We start from the raw sequence: 15,853 nt of genomic DNA, 5'->3' as shown, positions 1-15,853 counted from the left end.
ATTCTCATCGTTCGTAAACAAAGGCTGACGTGCCCATTCCCGAGCGATAAACGTCCCAGGGCCGGCGCTCGCGGGCAGAGGCTGCGGGTGGATTGATTGTCGTATCGCCGGTGGGGCGATCGCGACCGGTAGAAGCCATCGGCTCGATGCGAGGTTCCGAGACGTGACCGGATGCGTTCGGCGCGAAGCTCGCGACAACCTCGGCAATCGCCTGGTCGCGGTCTGCGCGTTTTATACTCGCCGTTTGCAGTCGCGCATCGAACAATCTGCCAAGCCCGGCAATGTGCTGGCACGGATCGAAGGTGGTACTAGCCGTCAGCCCGGCGTTTCGTGTTTCCGCCGCATCAAGTTGACCGAGACCCGTTCGGACTTGCTGGCCAGTCGCGATGGCCTCGGTTGCGAGCTGGATGGCTTCGTCACGGTCGGTTGCCTGAATCGGAATCGGTTTGCGCCCCTGAATCGTGATGAGCAGCGGCTCGAACGTGCTCGCCTGCCGCACGATTGTCGTCAGTGGCCGGGCCATCGCGGTCGGGGCGCATCGTTCGATCAGGGCCGCGAATGCAGCAGGATCCATGGTTGAGAGCCTTCTTGTCAGGAGCTGAAGACGTTGGATGCTAGGCGGCGATCGCCAGGATTGATGGCGCGTCAATCGCACCCCTTGAAATCTGCCCGGTCGCTCGGATCGCGCCGAGAGCCTCCTCGCTGATCGGCAACAATCCAGCGACGGCTTTGGTCACCCCGATTTGACGAGGCGTCCCGAGGCGCTCGAGATGCCATCCGGCCCGGCGCAGGATGCGTTCCATGCGCAGGTCAGTGACTGTTGCGATGGCATGAAGATTGTGCTGCTGTCCCCATTCGATCATGGCTGCAAACAGCAGGAACGTCGCTTTGCGCAGACCATTCTCTGCTGTTGCCGCCGCACTCTTGGTGTCAACGCAAAACCGCGAGCTCTCCCAGATCGTGGTCGCCACCGGCGCCGGGTTGCCATCTAGCAACATCGGGAACGTATCGGCGAGCATGTTGCGCCCGGTGGTGGGCAGCAGCCGAACACAACCAACAACGTCGTTCTGCTCGAGCACCAGGAGATAAGTTGGCTTAAAGGTGTCGTACTGATCGATCTCCAATCCGTTGCAGACAGAGACGTCCCAGTCGAGCCGTTCCTTGAACACACGCCCTCGCAGGCGGTGCATTCCTAGCGTTAGTTCGGAGTCGCGCAGGAGTGCCGCACGGCTACGCACAATGACCTTCATTCTTAACCTCAAACTTACGAATCACAGCTTCGAGATCAGGAAAGCAGCCACGGCCACGGCGTTGCGCTGTCAGTTCTGACAGGGCGCTATGGATCTGCTGGGTCACGAACCGTGGTCGCAAGGCACGGCTATCCGCGCGCGCACTTTGGAAACTGTATAAGTTGTTCCGTGATGCGCTGGTCTGACAGCGCAGGGAATGAAATTCCTTAGCCTCTACACGTGGAGAAATATTTTGTTTTGGGTGGCTGCAGTCAGAGGTTGTTCTCGTCCGTCGTATGTCCGCGTTACTGCTGTAGGTTTGACAGGGTGATATCCAATTGTTCGTGCCGCAAAGCTGCCGCAACGTCGCAATAAATGTCTGCACGTAGAGCGCGAATCATCCGAATATTCGCGTTGTGGGAACTAAGAAAAGACTGAAGTGGCGCAATGAAAGATGTCAAAAGAGCATGCGATGAATTCGTCGATTGTCTGCACGCTGCCCATACGGAAGATGATTTTCGGCGTGTCGCGGAACGAGCTGCGCATGCCCTGGGATTCCGGTGGTTTGCCTATTTTGGTCAGCGCGCCAATGGCCCCATTCTGATCTCATCCTATCCGAAGAGCTGGACCAGCCACTATTTTCGCGAAGGCTATCACAACATCGATCCCGTTCTTCAGGAGCCGCGAAACACGAGCCGTGTGTTCCTGTGGGATGGACGTGAGGCGCGAAGCGCAAAGTCGGCGAAAGAGCGCCGCCTGTTCGATGATGCGCTCAGCTTCAAGATCAGGACCGGCCTGACCATTCGCATTCCCTCAAGCCAAAACCGGTTTGCGGCGTTTGACCTGCCCCTGCCGATTTCCTCCAGTTGAAGTTAGAGTCCGGCCTTCTGAAGGACGGACAGATGAAGCGAGCCAGGTTTACGGAAGAGCAGATTATTGGCGTGCTGCGTGAGCATGAGGCGGGTGCGAAGGCTGCCGATTTGGCGCGGAAGCATGGCGTCTCTGAAGCGACGCTGTACAATTGGAAGGCGAAGTTCGGCGGTCTGGACGTCTCCGATGCCAAGCGGTTGCGGCAACTCGAGGACGAGAACGCCAAGCTGAAGAAGCTGCTGGCCGAGCAGATGCTGGATGCTGCAGCGCTACGCGAGCTTTTGTCAAAAAAATGGTAGGGCCCGTCGCCAAGCGCGAAGCCGTCGCGCACCTGCAGGCCGTCATGGGTCTGGCGGAGCGGCGGGCCTGCGGCATCGTCGGCGCTGACCGCAAGATGGTTCGGTACCGATCGTGCCGACCGCCGGACACCGAACTACGCGGCCACTTGCGCGAGCTTGCTAATGCCCGTCGGCGGTTCGGCTACCGCCGGCTGTTCGTGCTGCTTCGCCAGCAGGGCGAGCCGTCCGGGCGGAACCGGATCTACCGTCTGTATCGAGAGGAAGGCCTCAGCGTGCGCAAGCGCCGGGCCCGCCGCCGCGCCGTGGGCACCCGAGCGCCGATACTGGTCGAGGCTCGGCCGAACGCCCGGTGGTCGCTGGATTTTGTCCACGACCAGTTCGCCAGCGGCCGTCGCTTCCGGGTCCTGAATATCGTCGATGACGTGACCCGGGAATGTCTGGCGGCCATCCCCGACACCTCGATCCAGGGGCGGCGGGTGGCACGCGAACTGACGGCGCTGATCAATCAGCGCGGCAAGCCGGGCATGATCGTCTCCGACAACGGCACCGAGTTCACCTGCAATGCCATGCTGGCCTGGTCGGAGGAGAACAAGATCGACTGGCACTTCATTGCGCCGGGCAAGCCGATGCAGAACGGCTTCTGTGAAAGCTTCAACGGCCGGATGCGGGACGAGCTTCTCAACGAAACCTTGTTCTTCGGCCTCGATCACGCCCGCGCCAAGATTGCGGATTGGGTCGGCGACTACAACGGCCAACGCCCGCATTCCTCGCTCGGCTATCTGACCCCTGCGGCCTATGCCGCCTACCTCACCGCAACGTGCGATCGGCTGCGCAACCCCGACCAGCTCCGCCGATCGCACGTTGCTCACACCGCGCCAAACGGCGTAACATCCGCCGAGACTCTAACCGCTACTGGGTGAAACTTCAGGGGCAGGTCACGTTCACGCTGGCGGTGGATGAGCGCAACCTTGGACTCGATCGCTTCGTCGAGAGCTCGCAAGATATGTTGCAAATGGTGGGGCTCACCTACCATGCCCATGTGAGCGCTGCCGGAATTGGACGGACGCCTCGGTATGCTCAGCAGGTCTGCACCTTGACCCAGCGTGAAAGGCAATGCCTGGGGTGGATCTCCGAGGGCAAGACGATGCAGGATATTGCCCAGCTCCTCGGTGTTCGCCCGCGGGGTGTAAAATTTCATTTGGATAATGCCCGGCGGAATCTTGCTGCATTAACCCTCCCGCACGCTGTGGCTCTCGCGCTTCGGCAGGGATTGCTCCCGTAATGCGCAAAACGGCTGTCCGGTTTGCAAGGAGTTGCGAAGATCGACGGTTCAATTAGGGTAGGAGTACCGGGCGGTCGCACTCAGGGCGCGGGATTCTTTGGTACATAACCACGGCGTGATTTGCGGACGAGCCAAGCCTCGAGCGCTTCGACGGCCTGGACCCTCCCGGCAAACAGATCGATCCGCCGGCGGCCGCGGTGGCCCAGACGTCCCCATTCGCGCACCAACGCCGTATCACCGAACAGAGTCGGTTCAATCGTGAGGACATAGAACCTGGCCATATTGCGGGCCGGATCGCAACGTTGGAGCACGAGGTATGGCACCGTGAGTTCAGACATGCGCAAGAATCGCACCTGTCGAAAACGTCGTCCAATTAAGTTATCGAATCGATCAGGCCTATCGATTCAGAATGTTAATACCGGTGATGAAAGCCATTGAGGGTGCTCAACGAGCGGTCTCCGAAACTATAGGGTGTTGTGCGCCTCTGACTGCGAACAAAGTGGGCGTCGCCCTGCGGGCCGGGCTGGAGGCTGCGCTGAAGCCCCGCGAGCGGGTCTTCCCCTTGCGGGCTGCCATCCCTGACGCGAAACGGCCCGAGTCCCCGAACAAGGCAGCTGCTGATTCATCGGAAGCTCCCGCGTATTCGCGTCGGGCCTGAACCCCCTAAATGCAAGCGATGCCTATGGTCTCGAGGACATCGAAGCCCAATTGCGCGGAGTAATCGCCTGGTGGGCAAATCGACTGTCGCTCCGGACAAAAGACGGCGGCTGTTCTCGCAGTCAATCAGACCGATACTGCATCCGCGGGCGAACGATGTGCGTTTCGGCTCACATGCTTCCGGTGAAGGACCAACTCCGCTCTCGAATGGGCTTCCTTGGTTCTGGTGCGGCCTTCTACGATCAACCCGCAAGGGGTTCGCTACGCAAGCGTGCGACCTCTTCGGCTTCGCCTCTCGAGGTGACCGCGACCGCCCCCGAACACGTCGGCGCCTGTCGAGCGGGGATGGTCCCCGCCGCAAGACGGGAGCCTTTCAATGTCGCACACTCTCACCCTCGCTCAGAACCACGCCTTCGATCTTGCCCGCACGCTGATGGTGCCGGTCATCCTTTTCCAGGCTGAGAGCGAATTCGGTGTGATGGTCTCCAGCGAATACGACGGGAATCAGGATGCGATCGTCCATGAATACGATCCCTGGTGCCCGGCTCATTGAGCCGGGTGACCGGCTGCCGCTGGCGCCTTGCCGGCTGCAAGGGAAGCTTCGCCGCGCCCACCTAGCTGACAAATTCGACAGCTTGTCCGCGCGCCCTTGCCTCCGGCAGGCTTCGCGGCCGGTCGGGGGGACGTGCCGCAAGGCTAGGAACAAGTGAGACCAACAGAAGAGGGGCCGGACGTCGCCTGCGCGACCCGGTGCAGATAAATGGACAAGCAAGAAATTGAAGAGCTGCGTAAAAAGGTTGGTTGCGCAGCCCTGCTCGAGAAAGACGGCTGGAAGGTCGACGTCAAGGAAAGCACCCGGCGGGCGATCAAGTATCGCCGCGACACCAACATCATCATCGTCATCCACCAGGGCCGCGGCTGGTTCGATCCATTGTCGCCGGCGAAAGGGGACGTGTTTTCGCTAGCCGAACACCTCGGTGCTGGTGGTTTTGTCGAGGCGTGCGGCCGTGTTGCGGATGTGGTTGGCTTCGTTCCTGCGGCACCAGCGTGGCAGCGCCCGGCAAGGGCCAAGGCCCTTGCGTCGATTGTAGAGCGGTGGGGATATCGCGTCACGCTGCGGCCCGGCTCGCCAGCTTGGCGCTATCTTACCGGCGAGCGCGGACTGCCGGCGGACATCGTGAAGCAGACGGTCGCTAGCGACCTGTTGAGAGAGGGCCCCTAGGCAGCATGTGGGCGGCGCACAGCAATTCTGCTGGAGCGCTCACAGGTTGGGAGGAGCGTGGACCGTCGTGGCGGGGCTTCGCCACGGACGGCAGCAAGGAGCTCTTTCGCTTCGGGTCGGAGGGGGCCGAGCGGATCTGTATCACCGAGGCCGCCATAGATGCGATGAGCCTCGCCGCAATCGAGGTCCTGCGGCCTGACACCCTTTATGTCAGCACCGGCGGCGGTTGGTCGCCCGCGACCGATGACGCCATCCGCGGCCTCGCCAAGCGGCCCTACGCTTGGCTCGTGGCAGCAACCGACAACAATCGGCAAGGCGAGGTCTACGCCGACCGAATTCGTGCCATCGCCGCAGATGCAAGTGCCCGGTATGCCCGTTTGCGGCCGCGCGCCGGCGACTGGAATGAGGATTTGAGCGCCTGACGTCTAACTGATGCGGCTCGCCAGGGTGACGCGCCGGCTGCGTGGGGGCCGGGCCAAGGCCTTCAAATGAGTGGGGTCTCTGACGCCCTGGCGTTGAGCGAAGGAAGAGGGGATCGAACAATGAAGGAGGGAAGATGAAATGGGAATGCAGCGCTGCCGCATGCCCGGCCGGCGCGTCAAGGGTGAAGCTTCGCCCGCGTTCCGCGGCCCTTGACCCGCCGGACCTTCGATGCGGCCGGCGGGGGAGGTGTGATGAAGGACTGAAGTGACGAAGGGATCAGGCGGATCGCTCGCGCTGTCAGTCCGGCCAGGCCAAGAGGAGCCGCCCATGCACACCTCCCCCAGCATCCGCAAAGTCTTCGAAGGCGTTGCGACGCGCCATGAGATGCACCGCTTGTTCAACCGCCATCGTGGTGACCCCGCGATGGCCGAAGCTGAAGGCCAGCATCTCTTCGCCGGCGAGTGGTTTGAGATCAACGAGCGGGAGCACGACTACATGTTCGAGATCCTGCCCCCGCTGTTCATGCGCACCGACATGTTCGCGATGCGCGAATTCATGACGGGCAGCGTCACCAGCATCTTCTTCACGCTTGCCATCGACGGAAAGCGGCGCTGGTTCCATGGCTATTGCGATCTTTCAGATCGGCTGTCGCCGGAGCGGATGAAGGCGGCGATCATCGAGCACGAGTCACGGCCCGTGCACGCGATGACGCGCGACGAGCGGCTTGACCACATCTGGTCGAGCACGCATGACGATTATCGCGGCTATGCTGGCGAGCGCTGGCCGCAGGCCATGCGCGGCCGCCGCACTGTACTCGTCTATGCCGGCCAGAGCGGCACGGTCCTGAAGCTCCTCGACGACCTCACCGAGGCAGAGATCGCGGCCAAGCTGCCGGTGCAGTTCCGCCATCTGCCGGAGACGGCCGCGGCCTAGCCCGACCTCCCCTCCCCGCCCCGCGGCAGCCCGGCCTCGCTCGGGGCGTCGCATTTCCGCACCCGGCCCTGGCGCCGGCTCTCCGTCAATCCCGCAACGCCGTGCCGTCCGTCGCAGCCCGCGCCGGCGGACGGCGGCGCGCGCCCAACTGGAGGACATTTCCCATGGCGCATGACGATCCTTTCACCCTCGACCTCTTCGGCAATACCGACCTTTCATCCAGTCTCGGCCTTGGCGTTACCGCGTTCGGCCCCGATCCCGGCGGCGACGACGATCATGATGACGATCCGCCGCCGTCGCCGTCGGTCCCCGCAGGGCCGGCGGTCTCCCGCCGACCGGGCGAAACCGAGTTCGCGAAGGGCGGGGACGCGATCGGCGCCGATCTGCAGGATGCGATCGACGATGCTGACTACGCCTCGCTCGCGCGCTGCACGCAATACGCCCATTTCACGCCGGAGTTCATCGTGCGGGCGATCTGGGCGGCATTGCTGCGGTTCGGCTGGCGCGGCGGACGCGTGCTCGAGCCCGGCATCGGCACGGGCCTGTTTCCGGCGCTGATGCCCGAAGCGCTACGCCATGTCTCGCACGTCACCGGCGTCGAGCTCGATCCCGTCACGGCGCGCATCGCGCGGCTGTTGCAGCCGCAGGCGCGGATCGTTACCGGCGATTTCGCGCGCATCGATCTGCCGGCGCGGTTTGACCTCGCGATCGGCAATCCGCCCTTCTCCGATCGCACGGTGCGCTCGGACCGCGCGCTGCGCTCGCTCGGTCTGCGTCTCCACGATTACTTCATCGTTAAGGCGATCAAGCTGTTGAAGCCGGGTGGCCTCGCCGCCTTCGTCACCTCGCACGGCACCATGGACAAGGCGGATGGCTCGGCGCGCGCGCTGATCGCAAAGCATGCCGATCTCCTCAGTGCCATCCGTCTGCCGGAAGGCAGCTTCCGCGCCGATGCCGGCACCAACGTCGTGGTCGACATCCTATTCTTCCGGCGGCGCAAGTACGGCGAGCCCGAAGGCGACATATCATGGCTCGACCTGGAGGAGGTGCACCCGGCGACCGACGACGAGGGCGCCATCCGCGTCAACCGCTTTTTTGCACGCCATCCCCGTCGTGTGCTCGGCGCGCACGCGCTGACCTCCGGCCCGTTCGGCGAGACCTACACCTGTCTACCCAAGGCCGACGAGGAGCTCGCGGCTGCGCTCGCCGACGCGATCACCCTCCTTCCGGTCGCAATCTATGATGGCGAACCGGAGGCGATCGACTATGACAGCGAGCACGAGGCCGTGCCAGCGAAGTCGGAGAGCGCGGCGAGCCTCACGGCGCGCGAGGGCAGCTATTTCCTCGATCACCGGCATTGCCTGATGCAGATCCTCGACGGGAAGCCGATCTCTGTGGCGGTGCGCAAGGGCCGCAGCGCCGACGGCATTCCGGAAAAGCATGCCCGGATCATCCAGAAGCTGATCCCGATCCGCGATGCGGTGCGCGACGTGCTGAAATGCCAGGAGCTTGATCGCCCGTGGAAGGATGCGCAGGTCCGCTTACGCATCGCCTGGTCGAACTTCGTGCGCCTTCGGGCCGATCAACACGACCATGGTGTCGACGGCCGAGGACGACGAGACCGGTGAGGTCCGTGAAACGCACCGCAGGCCGAACCTCCAGCCATTCCTGGACGATCCGGACTGCTGGCTGGTGGCTTCGATCGAAGACTACGACCTCGAATCCGATACGGCAAGGCCAGGCCCGATCTTCACCGAGCGGGTGATCGCCCCGCCGGCGCCGCCGGTCATCACCAGCGCCGCCGACGCTCTGGCCGTCGTGCTCAACGAGCGCGGCCATGTCGATCCCGATCACATCGCCGAGCTCGTGCATCGCGATGCGGACGACGTGATCGCCGAACTCGGCGGCACCATCTTCCGCGATCCGGCCGATGGGTCGTGGCAGACCGCCGACGCCTATCTTTCAGGCGCCGTTCGATCGAAGCTCGCGGCGGCGGAAGCCGCGGCCGCGCTCGACCCCGAATATGAGCGCAATGTGGCGGCCCTGCGCGAGGTGCAACCCGCCGACCTCCGGCCCTCAGACATCACCGCGCGGCTCGGCGCGCCGTGGATTCCGGCTGCCGATATCATCGCTTTCGTCCACGAGACGATGGGCGTGGAGATCAAGATCCACCACATGCCGGAACTGGCGTCGTGGACCGTGGAAGCCCGCCAGCTCGGCTGGATGGCCGCCGGCACATCCGAATGGGGCACCGAGCGGCGGCACGCCGGCCAGCTTCTGTCCGATGCGCTCAATTCCTCGGTGCCGCAGATCTTCGACACCATCAAGGACGGCGATAGCGAGCGTCGTGTCCTCAACGTGGTCGACACCGAGGCGGCAAAGGAGAAGTTGCACAAGATCAAGACTGCCTTCCAGAACTGGATCTGGTCCGATCCGGATCGGACCGATCGCCTGGCGCGGGTCTATAATGACCGCTTCAACAACATCGTGCCGCGCGCTTTCGACGGCTCGCATCTGAAGCTGCCGGGCGCCTCGGGCGCATTCGTTCTCTACGGACATCAGAAGCGCGGCATCTGGCGCATCATCGCCTCGGGCGCGACCTATCTCGCCCATGCCGTCGGCGCCGGCAAGACGATGACCATGGCGGCTTCCATCATGGAGCAGCGCCGGCTCGGCTTGATCGCCAAGGCGATGCTCGTCGTTCCCGGCCATTGCCTGGCGCAGGCGGCGCGCGAGTTCCTGGCGCTCTATCCGGTCGCGCGCATCCTCGTCGCCGACGAGACCAACTTTACCAAGGACAAGCGGCATCGCTTCCTGTCGCGCGCCGCGACCGCGACGTGGGATGCGATCATCATCACCCATTCCACCTTCCGCTTCATTGGCGTGCCGTCCGCATTCGAGCAGCAGATGATCCAGGACGAGCTCGAGCTCTACGAGCAACTGCTGACCAAGGTCGACAGCGACGACCGCGTCTCGCGTAAGCGGCTTGAGCGGCTGAAGGAGGGCCTGAAGGAACGGCTCGAAGCACTCGCTACGCGCACGGACGACCTCCTCACCCTCTCGGAGATCGGCGTCGACCAGATCATCGTCGATGAGGCGCAGGAGTTCCGCAAGCTGTCCTTCGCCACCAACATGTCGACGCTGAAGGGCGTCGACCCCAACGGCTCGCAGCGCGCCTGGGATCTCTATGTAAAGTCCCGCTTCATCGAGACAAAGAACCCGGGCCGCGCGCTGGTGCTCGCCTCCGGCACCCCGATCACCAACACGCTCGGCGAGATGTTCTCGCTGCAGCGCTATCTCGGCTACGCGGCGCTTCTGGATCGCGGGCTGCACGAGTTCGACGCCTGGGCCTCGACCTTCGGCGATGTCTCGACCCAGCTCGAGCTTCAGCCGTCCGGCAAGTACAAGCCGGTCACGCGCTTCGCGACCTTCGTCAACGTCCCCGAGCTGATCGCCATGTTCCGGTCCTTCGCCGACGTGGTGCTACCGGATGACCTGCGGCAATATGTGAAGGTTCCGGCGATCTCGACCGACAAGCGGCAGATTCTGACGGCAAAACCGACACCGGCGCTCAAGCGCTACCAGGCCCTGCTCGACGCGCGGATCAAGGCGATCGAGACGCGCGACCGGCCGCCGGAGCCGGGTGACGACATTTTGCTCTCTGTCATCACGGACGGACGGCATGCGGCGATTGACCTGCGTCTGGTCGACCCGGACTGCGATAACGAGCCGGACAACAAGCTGAATCTCCTCGTCGGCAACGCCTTCCGCATCTGGAAGGAGACGTCAGACAACAGTTACGTGCGCGCTGACGGCAAGCCGTACGAGCTGCCGGGCGCCGCGCAGATGATTTTCTCCGACCTCGTAACGATCAGCGTCGAGAAGACGCGCGGCTTCTCGGCCTATAGCTGGATCAGAGACGAGCTCGTCCGCATGGGCGTGCCCAGATCCGAGATCGCCTTCATGCAGGACTTTAGGAAGTCCGAGGCCAAGCAGCGCTTGTTCGGCGACGTGCGCGCCGGCAAGGTCCGCTTCCTGATCGGCTCCTCCGACACGATGGGCACCGGCGTGAACGCGCAGCTCAGGCTGACGGCGCTCCATCACCTCGACGTGCCGTGGCTGCCGTCGCAGATCGCGCAGCGCGAGGGCCGGATCGAGCGTCAGGGCAACCAGCACGATGTCATCGACATCTTTGCCTATGCCACGGAGAGATCGCTCGACGCGAGCATGTGGCAGAATAACGAACGCAAGGCCCGTTTCATCGCCGCGGCGCTCTCCGGGGACACGTCGATCCGCCGGCTTGAGGACCTCGGCGAAGGCCAGGCCAATCAGTTCGCGATGGCCAAGGCGATCGCCAGCCGCGACCAGCGGCTGATGGAGAAGGCGGGACTGGAAGCCGACATCGCGCGGCTGGAACGTCTCCGCGCGGCGCATATCGACGATCGACACGCCGTCCGCCGGCAGATCCGCGACGCGGAGCGCGACATCGAGTTCTGCACGCGGCGGATCGCAGATGTCGGCAAGGATATTGAACGCCGCGTTGCGACGGCCGCTGACGCCTTCGCCGCGAGCGTGGCCGGCAAGCGCTATGTGGAGCGCAAGGAGGCCGGTCGCGCGCTGATGAAGGAGATCCTGACCCTCGTGCAGCTTCAGCAGGAGGGCGAGATTGTGGTCGCGACGATAGGCGGCTTTGACCTCGAATATTCCGGCGAACGCTTCGGCCGCGACGGTTACCGCTACACCACCGTGCTGCTACGCACCGGCGCGGGAGCCGAGATCGAGCTGCCCGTCACGGTCACGCCGCTCGGCGCGATCTCGCGACTGGAGCATGGGTTGGAAAATTTCGAGGGCGAGATCGAGCGCTATCGCCAGCGTCTCGCGGATACACGCCGTAGGCTCGCCTCGTATCAGGCGCGCGAGGACGGCGACTTCGCCTTCGCCGCCGAGCTTACCGAGAAGCGCCGGCAGTTGGCGGAGGTGGAGAAGGCCCTTGCGAGCGATGTGGAGGGGAGCGGCGAGAACGCCATCGCAGCGTGATGAAGAAGGAAAGCCGCTCGCAGATCGGCCAAGCCGGCAACGCTGACGCTCAACCGCGGCCTGCGCGATCCCGGCCCGTCGTCCTTCGCAGGGCTTAAGAGCCCTGCTTGTCCGGCCGGACAAGGATGCTCGGCCGCTGTTGTGCCGGCCCGACCGCTCCGCGGGCCGGGGGATGTCTTCGGAAAGAAGACGGAAAAGGACGCGCGAGCCGCGGTCCGCGAACCCCGAACAGGAGAAATCCGATGCAACTCATCAAGGTCGATCCGCGTGCGCTGAAGGAGAATCCGGACCGCATGCGCCAGTCGAAGTCGACACCGCAGGCCGACGCCCTGCTGCTGGCGACGATCAAGGCCGTCGGCATCGTCCAGCCGCCCGTCATCACGCCTGAGACTGGCGGCGGTAACGGCTATGTCATCAACGCCGGTCATCGCCGCGTGAAGCAGGCGATCGCCGCCGGCCTCAAGGAGATCGACGTCCTCGTCGACGAGGCGGCGAACGACAACGGCGCCATGCGCTCGATGATCGAGAACATCGCCCGCGAAGCGCTCAATCCCGTCGACCAGTGGCGCGCGATCGAACGCCTCGTCGGTCTCGGCTGGACCGAAGAAGCGATCGGCGTCGCCTTGGCGCTGCCGGTGCGGCATATCAGAAAGCTCCGCCTCTTGGCGAACGTGCTGCCCGCCATGCTCGATCACATGGCCAAGGGCGACATGCCCGACGAGCGGCAGCTCCGCACCATCGCCTCCGCCTCGCTGGATGAGCAGAAGGAGGTCTGGAAGAAGCACAAGCCCTCCAAGGCCGATCCGCAGGTGTCGTGGTTTAGCGTGGCGCAGGCTCTGACCAAGGCCCGGATGTACGCACGTGATGCCAGCTTCGGCGACGACCTCGCCCAGGCTTATGGAATCCAGTGGGCAGAGGATCTGTTCGCGCCAGCAGATGAGGACAGCCGCTATACCACGGATGTCGAGGCCTTCCTTGGCGCGCAGCAGGAATGGATGACGAACAACCTGCCGAAGCGCGGCATCATCGCTGAGACGACGAACTGGGGCGATGTCAAGCTGCCGCCGAAGGCAGAGCGCGTCTACGGCAAGCCCTCGAAGAGCGATTGCACCGCGATGTATCTGGATCGTGACGGCCGGGTGCAGAGCGTGCATTACCGCATGCCCGCGGCGAAGAAGGCGACGGGCAAGGCTGCGGCGGCCGACAGCGACGCTGCGGATGAGTCCGCAATAGTTTCGATGCCGCGTCCTGACGTGACGCGCAAGGGCCTCGAGATGATCGGCGACTTCCGAACGGACGCGCTGCACGAGGCGCTGGCCCGCGCGCCGATCGAGGATGACACGCTGATGGCCTTGTTGATCCTCGCCTTCGCCGGCCTGAACGTCTCGGTCGATTCGGGCAGCGGCGGGACCTACTACGGCAACCGGCGTTTAGCACGCCATGCTGCGTCGCTATTCGATCAGGATGGCAAGCTCGTCATCGATATCGACACGCTCCGCGTCGCGGCGCGCTCAACCCTCACGGAAGTCCTGTCGTGCCGGGAGAACCGCAACGCTAGCGGCATCGTAGCGCGCATCGCCGGCGATGTGGTCGGCGCGGACAACTTCCTGCCGAACATGGGCACGGACGATTACCTGTCGTGCCTGTCGCGCGCCGCGCTCGAAGGCTCGTGCAAGGACACGCCGGTTCTTCCGCGCCAGAAGGTGAAGGACACCCGCATCGCCCTGGTTGAGCACTTCAGGGAGGGTCGCTTCGTGCATCCAGCCGCGTTGTTCGCTCCCGACAAGGTCGCCTTGTTGTCGTGGCTGGCGAAGAACGCCGTCGCCGAAGACGACGCGGCCGACGACCAGGTGGAGGACCCGGAGGCCGGCGATACCGACGATGGCGAAGCCTTGGACGACGAGGCGTTCCGCGAGGCGGCGGAATAGTCCGCCCGGCATCGCCAATCCGAACAACACGCCGCTGCCGGTTGATCCGGCGGCGGCTCCGTTTCGCCCCCATGAACAGGAGGACGTCATGTCCGCACAGTTGATTTACGACCTCGCCCCGCTCGGCTCGCTCGTCCGGTTTTCCGACGGCACGCCGCGGCCGCCGGAGCGGCACCGCAAGAAGCTCGCGGCCTGGGAACACCGCAATAGCGGCGGTCGCTTGATCCGCAAACAGCCCGAACGCCGCATCGGCAACACGGTCATCGGCGCAAGCTTCACGCTGCATTCCGGCGACTATGGCGGTGGCGGTGTCGTGGTGCTTCGCGTTCACCGGACCTTCCCGGTCGATAGCGACCTGGCGTTCGTCGTGACCGAACGCCCGAAGCTCGGTACGGTCCGCGTGCTCGACCGGCCCGGCGAGGATGCCGAGCTGGTCTATCTCGCCGGCAGCCGCGCCGATGCCGAAACCTGGCTGCAGAGCCACGGCTATCCAAATGCCGTTCTCGACGAGGTGACGGCCGATGCGGTCGCGGCCGACGTCGCGGAGGGGAGGACAGCCGCATGACCGCGCCCACACTCCCTACCACTATGACCGATGACTCGGCCGCCGGATTTCCCGAGGTCGAGTTTGGTCGCAGCAGCGACGGCTTCCTCGCCGCGCGTGTTGCCGACACCACCTTCGCCATGCTGCCGGCGCGCGACGGTCGCCATTATCTCGCGACCGGCTGGTGCGTCGGCCGGCCGATCTCCGAATGGAAGCTCTCCGACTTCCACGGCCGTTCGGGCGACCTCGCCGACGAGGCCGCCTTCCGCGCGAAGGTGGCGGAGAACGCCGAGCACCAGCGCGAGAAGCGTGCGCTCGGCCGCCGCGACATCGCCTCCACAGCGAACACGCCTTGGGGCCCATCGCAGGGCGCGACGGTCTATGCGGAAGGCGTCGTCTGCCATTCGACGGCAGGACACGGCGGCTTTCATCTTTCCGCCGAACGCAACCGCAGCGTCCATTCGATGCTGCGCGCGCGGGGTGGCTGGTACGAGGAGGACGAGGGCTGGTCGATCGTGGCGATCACCTTCCCGAATCTGTTCACGAGTTACGAGCGGCGCTGTGCGGAGCGCACGATTAGGGATAGTTGGCCCGATGCGTGGGAGGCGATCTTTGGGACTATGCTCCAGCCTGGCGAATCCCGGGAGAAGGATCGGCGCGCCTTCGAGCAGGAGCATGCTGGCGACTGGATCGTCGTGGCGGCGACCGCCTCGGACCAGCAGCCCGGCTTTGTCGAAGTTGTCGCCACGCCCGGTGGCAGACGCGGTGCAGGCACCGAGGAGCGGCGCTTTCTGGTCCCGTCCGACGAGTATCGAATGGGCCGCTTCGGCTTCGTGGTCGATGACACCCACCACCAGGTCTATTCCGGACCGTCGAGCTTCGTCGCCTGGCAAGGGAGAAGATCGCCATGAAGGCCTCCTCCGAACGCCTCGACCAGCTTTCGCGCATGGAGGAGGCTCAGCGCCAGACGCAACGCCAGCTCGACATGATCGACCGGCAGATCATCCGCCGCATGACGACGCTGATCCCGCAGCTTGGCCGCAAGCGGTTCGGATTCCGTCACGAGAAGCCGCCTGACCCGAGGGCTTTCCTCGAACGCTACCATTCGAACCTTGCGGCGATCACCGCAGAGCGCCAGCCGGAGATCGATGCCCTCTCGCGCAAGCTCGCCCGGCAGGATGCCGCGATCGAGGCGCTGCGGGCTCGACACGCGCCGATGTCTCGACCCGCTCGTGACGACTCGGAGCGCACCCATCGTACGGACGACTGTCGCAGCCCGGCCGAGTGTCGCCCGGTGAAGCGCCATGGCGCGGCGGCATAGCGGGACCGTGCCTGAATTCGCGGCTCGTTTCGGCGAACGTCTCGAGCATGGCGCGGCGGCGGCGGTCTGCCAGGGTGAATCTTTCCGGCATCGCCAACCCGGCCCCGC

At 64.4% G+C, this 15,853-nt stretch carries 12 protein-coding genes and 3 pseudogenes; 12 read left to right on the top strand and 3 right to left on the bottom strand.

What is annotated here, in order from left to right; translation table 11 throughout:
* Nucleotides 1-4: 4 nt before the first annotated feature.
* Entirely contained in the window at nt 5-574 is a 570-nt protein-coding gene (locus ACVJ5M_RS45215) for a lysozyme family protein (RefSeq protein ID WP_231145651.1), read from the bottom strand.
* Nucleotides 575-614: 40 nt separating this feature from the next.
* A complete protein-coding gene (locus tag ACVJ5M_RS45210) occupies nt 615-1,250 on the bottom strand; it encodes an acyl-homoserine-lactone synthase (RefSeq protein WP_354100678.1) in 636 nt (211 codons plus the stop codon).
* A gap of 426 nt (nt 1,251-1,676) precedes the next feature.
* Here ACVJ5M_RS45210 and ACVJ5M_RS45205 point away from each other — a divergent pair, with 426 nt between their 5' ends.
* The 4 genes and pseudogenes from ACVJ5M_RS45205 (at nt 1,677) to ACVJ5M_RS45190 (ending at nt 3,680) form a co-directional block, all read left to right on the top strand.
* Nucleotides 1,677-2,099, top strand: a complete 423-nt coding sequence (locus tag ACVJ5M_RS45205; RefSeq protein ID WP_354100677.1) for an autoinducer binding domain-containing protein — start codon at nt 1,677-1,679, stop codon at nt 2,097-2,099.
* 32 nt (nt 2,100-2,131) lie between these two features.
* Nucleotides 2,132-2,284, top strand: a pseudogene (locus tag ACVJ5M_RS45200) (transposase); the annotation flags it as partial.
* A complete protein-coding gene (locus ACVJ5M_RS45195; protein ID WP_231142186.1) occupies nt 2,251-3,318 on the top strand; it encodes an IS3 family transposase in 1,068 nt (355 codons plus the stop codon). The pseudogene ACVJ5M_RS45200 and the gene ACVJ5M_RS45195, both read left to right, overlap by 34 nt.
* An 83-nt stretch (nt 3,319-3,401) precedes the next feature.
* Nucleotides 3,402-3,680 carry a helix-turn-helix domain-containing protein gene (locus tag ACVJ5M_RS45190; protein WP_456679816.1) on the top strand — a complete coding sequence of 93 codons (279 nt, stop codon included), beginning with the start codon at nt 3,402-3,404 and terminating at the stop codon, nt 3,678-3,680.
* 80 nt (nt 3,681-3,760) lie between these two features.
* On the opposite strand, the gene ACVJ5M_RS45185 is transcribed toward ACVJ5M_RS45190, so the two are convergent.
* A complete protein-coding gene (locus tag ACVJ5M_RS45185; protein ID WP_085398296.1) occupies nt 3,761-4,018 on the bottom strand; it encodes a WGR domain-containing protein in 258 nt (85 codons plus the stop codon).
* Between the two features lie 695 nt (nt 4,019-4,713).
* Here ACVJ5M_RS45185 and ACVJ5M_RS45180 point away from each other — a divergent pair.
* The 8 genes and pseudogenes from ACVJ5M_RS45180 (at nt 4,714) to ACVJ5M_RS45145 (ending at nt 15,745) form a co-directional block, all read left to right on the top strand.
* Nucleotides 4,714-4,890, top strand: coding sequence for a hypothetical protein (locus ACVJ5M_RS45180; protein ID WP_354100320.1), 177 nt, complete (start codon nt 4,714-4,716; stop codon nt 4,888-4,890).
* Nucleotides 4,891-5,097: 207 nt separating this feature from the next.
* A pseudogene (locus tag ACVJ5M_RS45175) lies at nt 5,098-5,981 on the top strand (DUF3991 and toprim domain-containing protein).
* Nucleotides 5,982-6,309: 328 nt separating this feature from the next.
* Nucleotides 6,310-6,915, top strand: coding sequence for a DUF1419 domain-containing protein (locus ACVJ5M_RS45170; RefSeq protein WP_162479006.1), 606 nt, complete (start codon nt 6,310-6,312; stop codon nt 6,913-6,915).
* 164 nt (nt 6,916-7,079) lie between these two features.
* Nucleotides 7,080-11,952, top strand: a pseudogene (locus tag ACVJ5M_RS45165) (N-6 DNA methylase).
* A 242-nt stretch (nt 11,953-12,194) separates the two neighbouring features.
* Nucleotides 12,195-13,880 carry a ParB/RepB/Spo0J family partition protein gene (locus ACVJ5M_RS45160; protein ID WP_354100321.1) on the top strand — a complete coding sequence of 562 codons (1,686 nt, stop codon included), beginning with the start codon at nt 12,195-12,197 and terminating at the stop codon, nt 13,878-13,880.
* Nucleotides 13,881-13,968: 88 nt separating this feature from the next.
* Complete coding sequence (locus tag ACVJ5M_RS45155; protein WP_162479007.1) at nt 13,969-14,445, top strand: hypothetical protein; 477 nt, start codon at nt 13,969-13,971, stop codon at nt 14,443-14,445.
* Nucleotides 14,442-15,335: a DUF7007 domain-containing protein gene (locus ACVJ5M_RS45150; protein WP_456679764.1), complete on the top strand. Its 894-nt coding sequence runs from the start codon at nt 14,442-14,444 to the stop codon at nt 15,333-15,335. Before ACVJ5M_RS45155 ends, ACVJ5M_RS45150 begins: the two co-directional genes overlap by 4 nt.
* Nucleotides 15,332-15,745 carry a hypothetical protein gene (locus ACVJ5M_RS45145; protein ID WP_166354128.1) on the top strand — a complete coding sequence of 138 codons (414 nt, stop codon included), beginning with the start codon at nt 15,332-15,334 and terminating at the stop codon, nt 15,743-15,745. Before ACVJ5M_RS45150 ends, ACVJ5M_RS45145 begins: the two co-directional genes overlap by 4 nt.
* Nucleotides 15,746-15,853: the final 108 nt, after the last annotated feature.

The organism is Bradyrhizobium sp. S3.7.6 (assembly GCF_054061875.1).
Note: the sequence above shows the minus strand (reverse complement) of the source record. Positions and strands in the feature narration are given on the sequence as shown.

What these genes read in the sequence shown, in the direction of transcription:
- ACVJ5M_RS45215 (WP_231145651.1), bottom strand. Translation starts at nt 574, where the DNA reads ATGGATCCTGCTGCATTCGCGGCCCTGATCGAACGATGCGCCCCGACC.
- ACVJ5M_RS45210 (WP_354100678.1), bottom strand. Translation starts at nt 1,250, where the DNA reads ATGAAGGTCATTGTGCGTAGCCGTGCGGCACTCCTGCGCGACTCCGAA.
- ACVJ5M_RS45205 (WP_354100677.1), top strand. Translation starts at nt 1,677, where the DNA reads ATGAAAGATGTCAAAAGAGCATGCGATGAATTCGTCGATTGTCTGCAC.
- ACVJ5M_RS45190 (WP_456679816.1), top strand. Translation starts at nt 3,402, where the DNA reads ATGTTGCAAATGGTGGGGCTCACCTACCATGCCCATGTGAGCGCTGCC.
- ACVJ5M_RS45185 (WP_085398296.1), bottom strand. Translation starts at nt 4,018, where the DNA reads ATGTCTGAACTCACGGTGCCATACCTCGTGCTCCAACGTTGCGATCCG.
- ACVJ5M_RS45180 (WP_354100320.1), top strand. Translation starts at nt 4,714, where the DNA reads ATGTCGCACACTCTCACCCTCGCTCAGAACCACGCCTTCGATCTTGCC.
- ACVJ5M_RS45170 (WP_162479006.1), top strand. Translation starts at nt 6,310, where the DNA reads ATGCACACCTCCCCCAGCATCCGCAAAGTCTTCGAAGGCGTTGCGACG.
- ACVJ5M_RS45160 (WP_354100321.1), top strand. Translation starts at nt 12,195, where the DNA reads ATGCAACTCATCAAGGTCGATCCGCGTGCGCTGAAGGAGAATCCGGAC.
- ACVJ5M_RS45155 (WP_162479007.1), top strand. Translation starts at nt 13,969, where the DNA reads ATGTCCGCACAGTTGATTTACGACCTCGCCCCGCTCGGCTCGCTCGTC.
- ACVJ5M_RS45150 (WP_456679764.1), top strand. Translation starts at nt 14,442, where the DNA reads ATGACCGCGCCCACACTCCCTACCACTATGACCGATGACTCGGCCGCC.
- ACVJ5M_RS45145 (WP_166354128.1), top strand. Translation starts at nt 15,332, where the DNA reads ATGAAGGCCTCCTCCGAACGCCTCGACCAGCTTTCGCGCATGGAGGAG.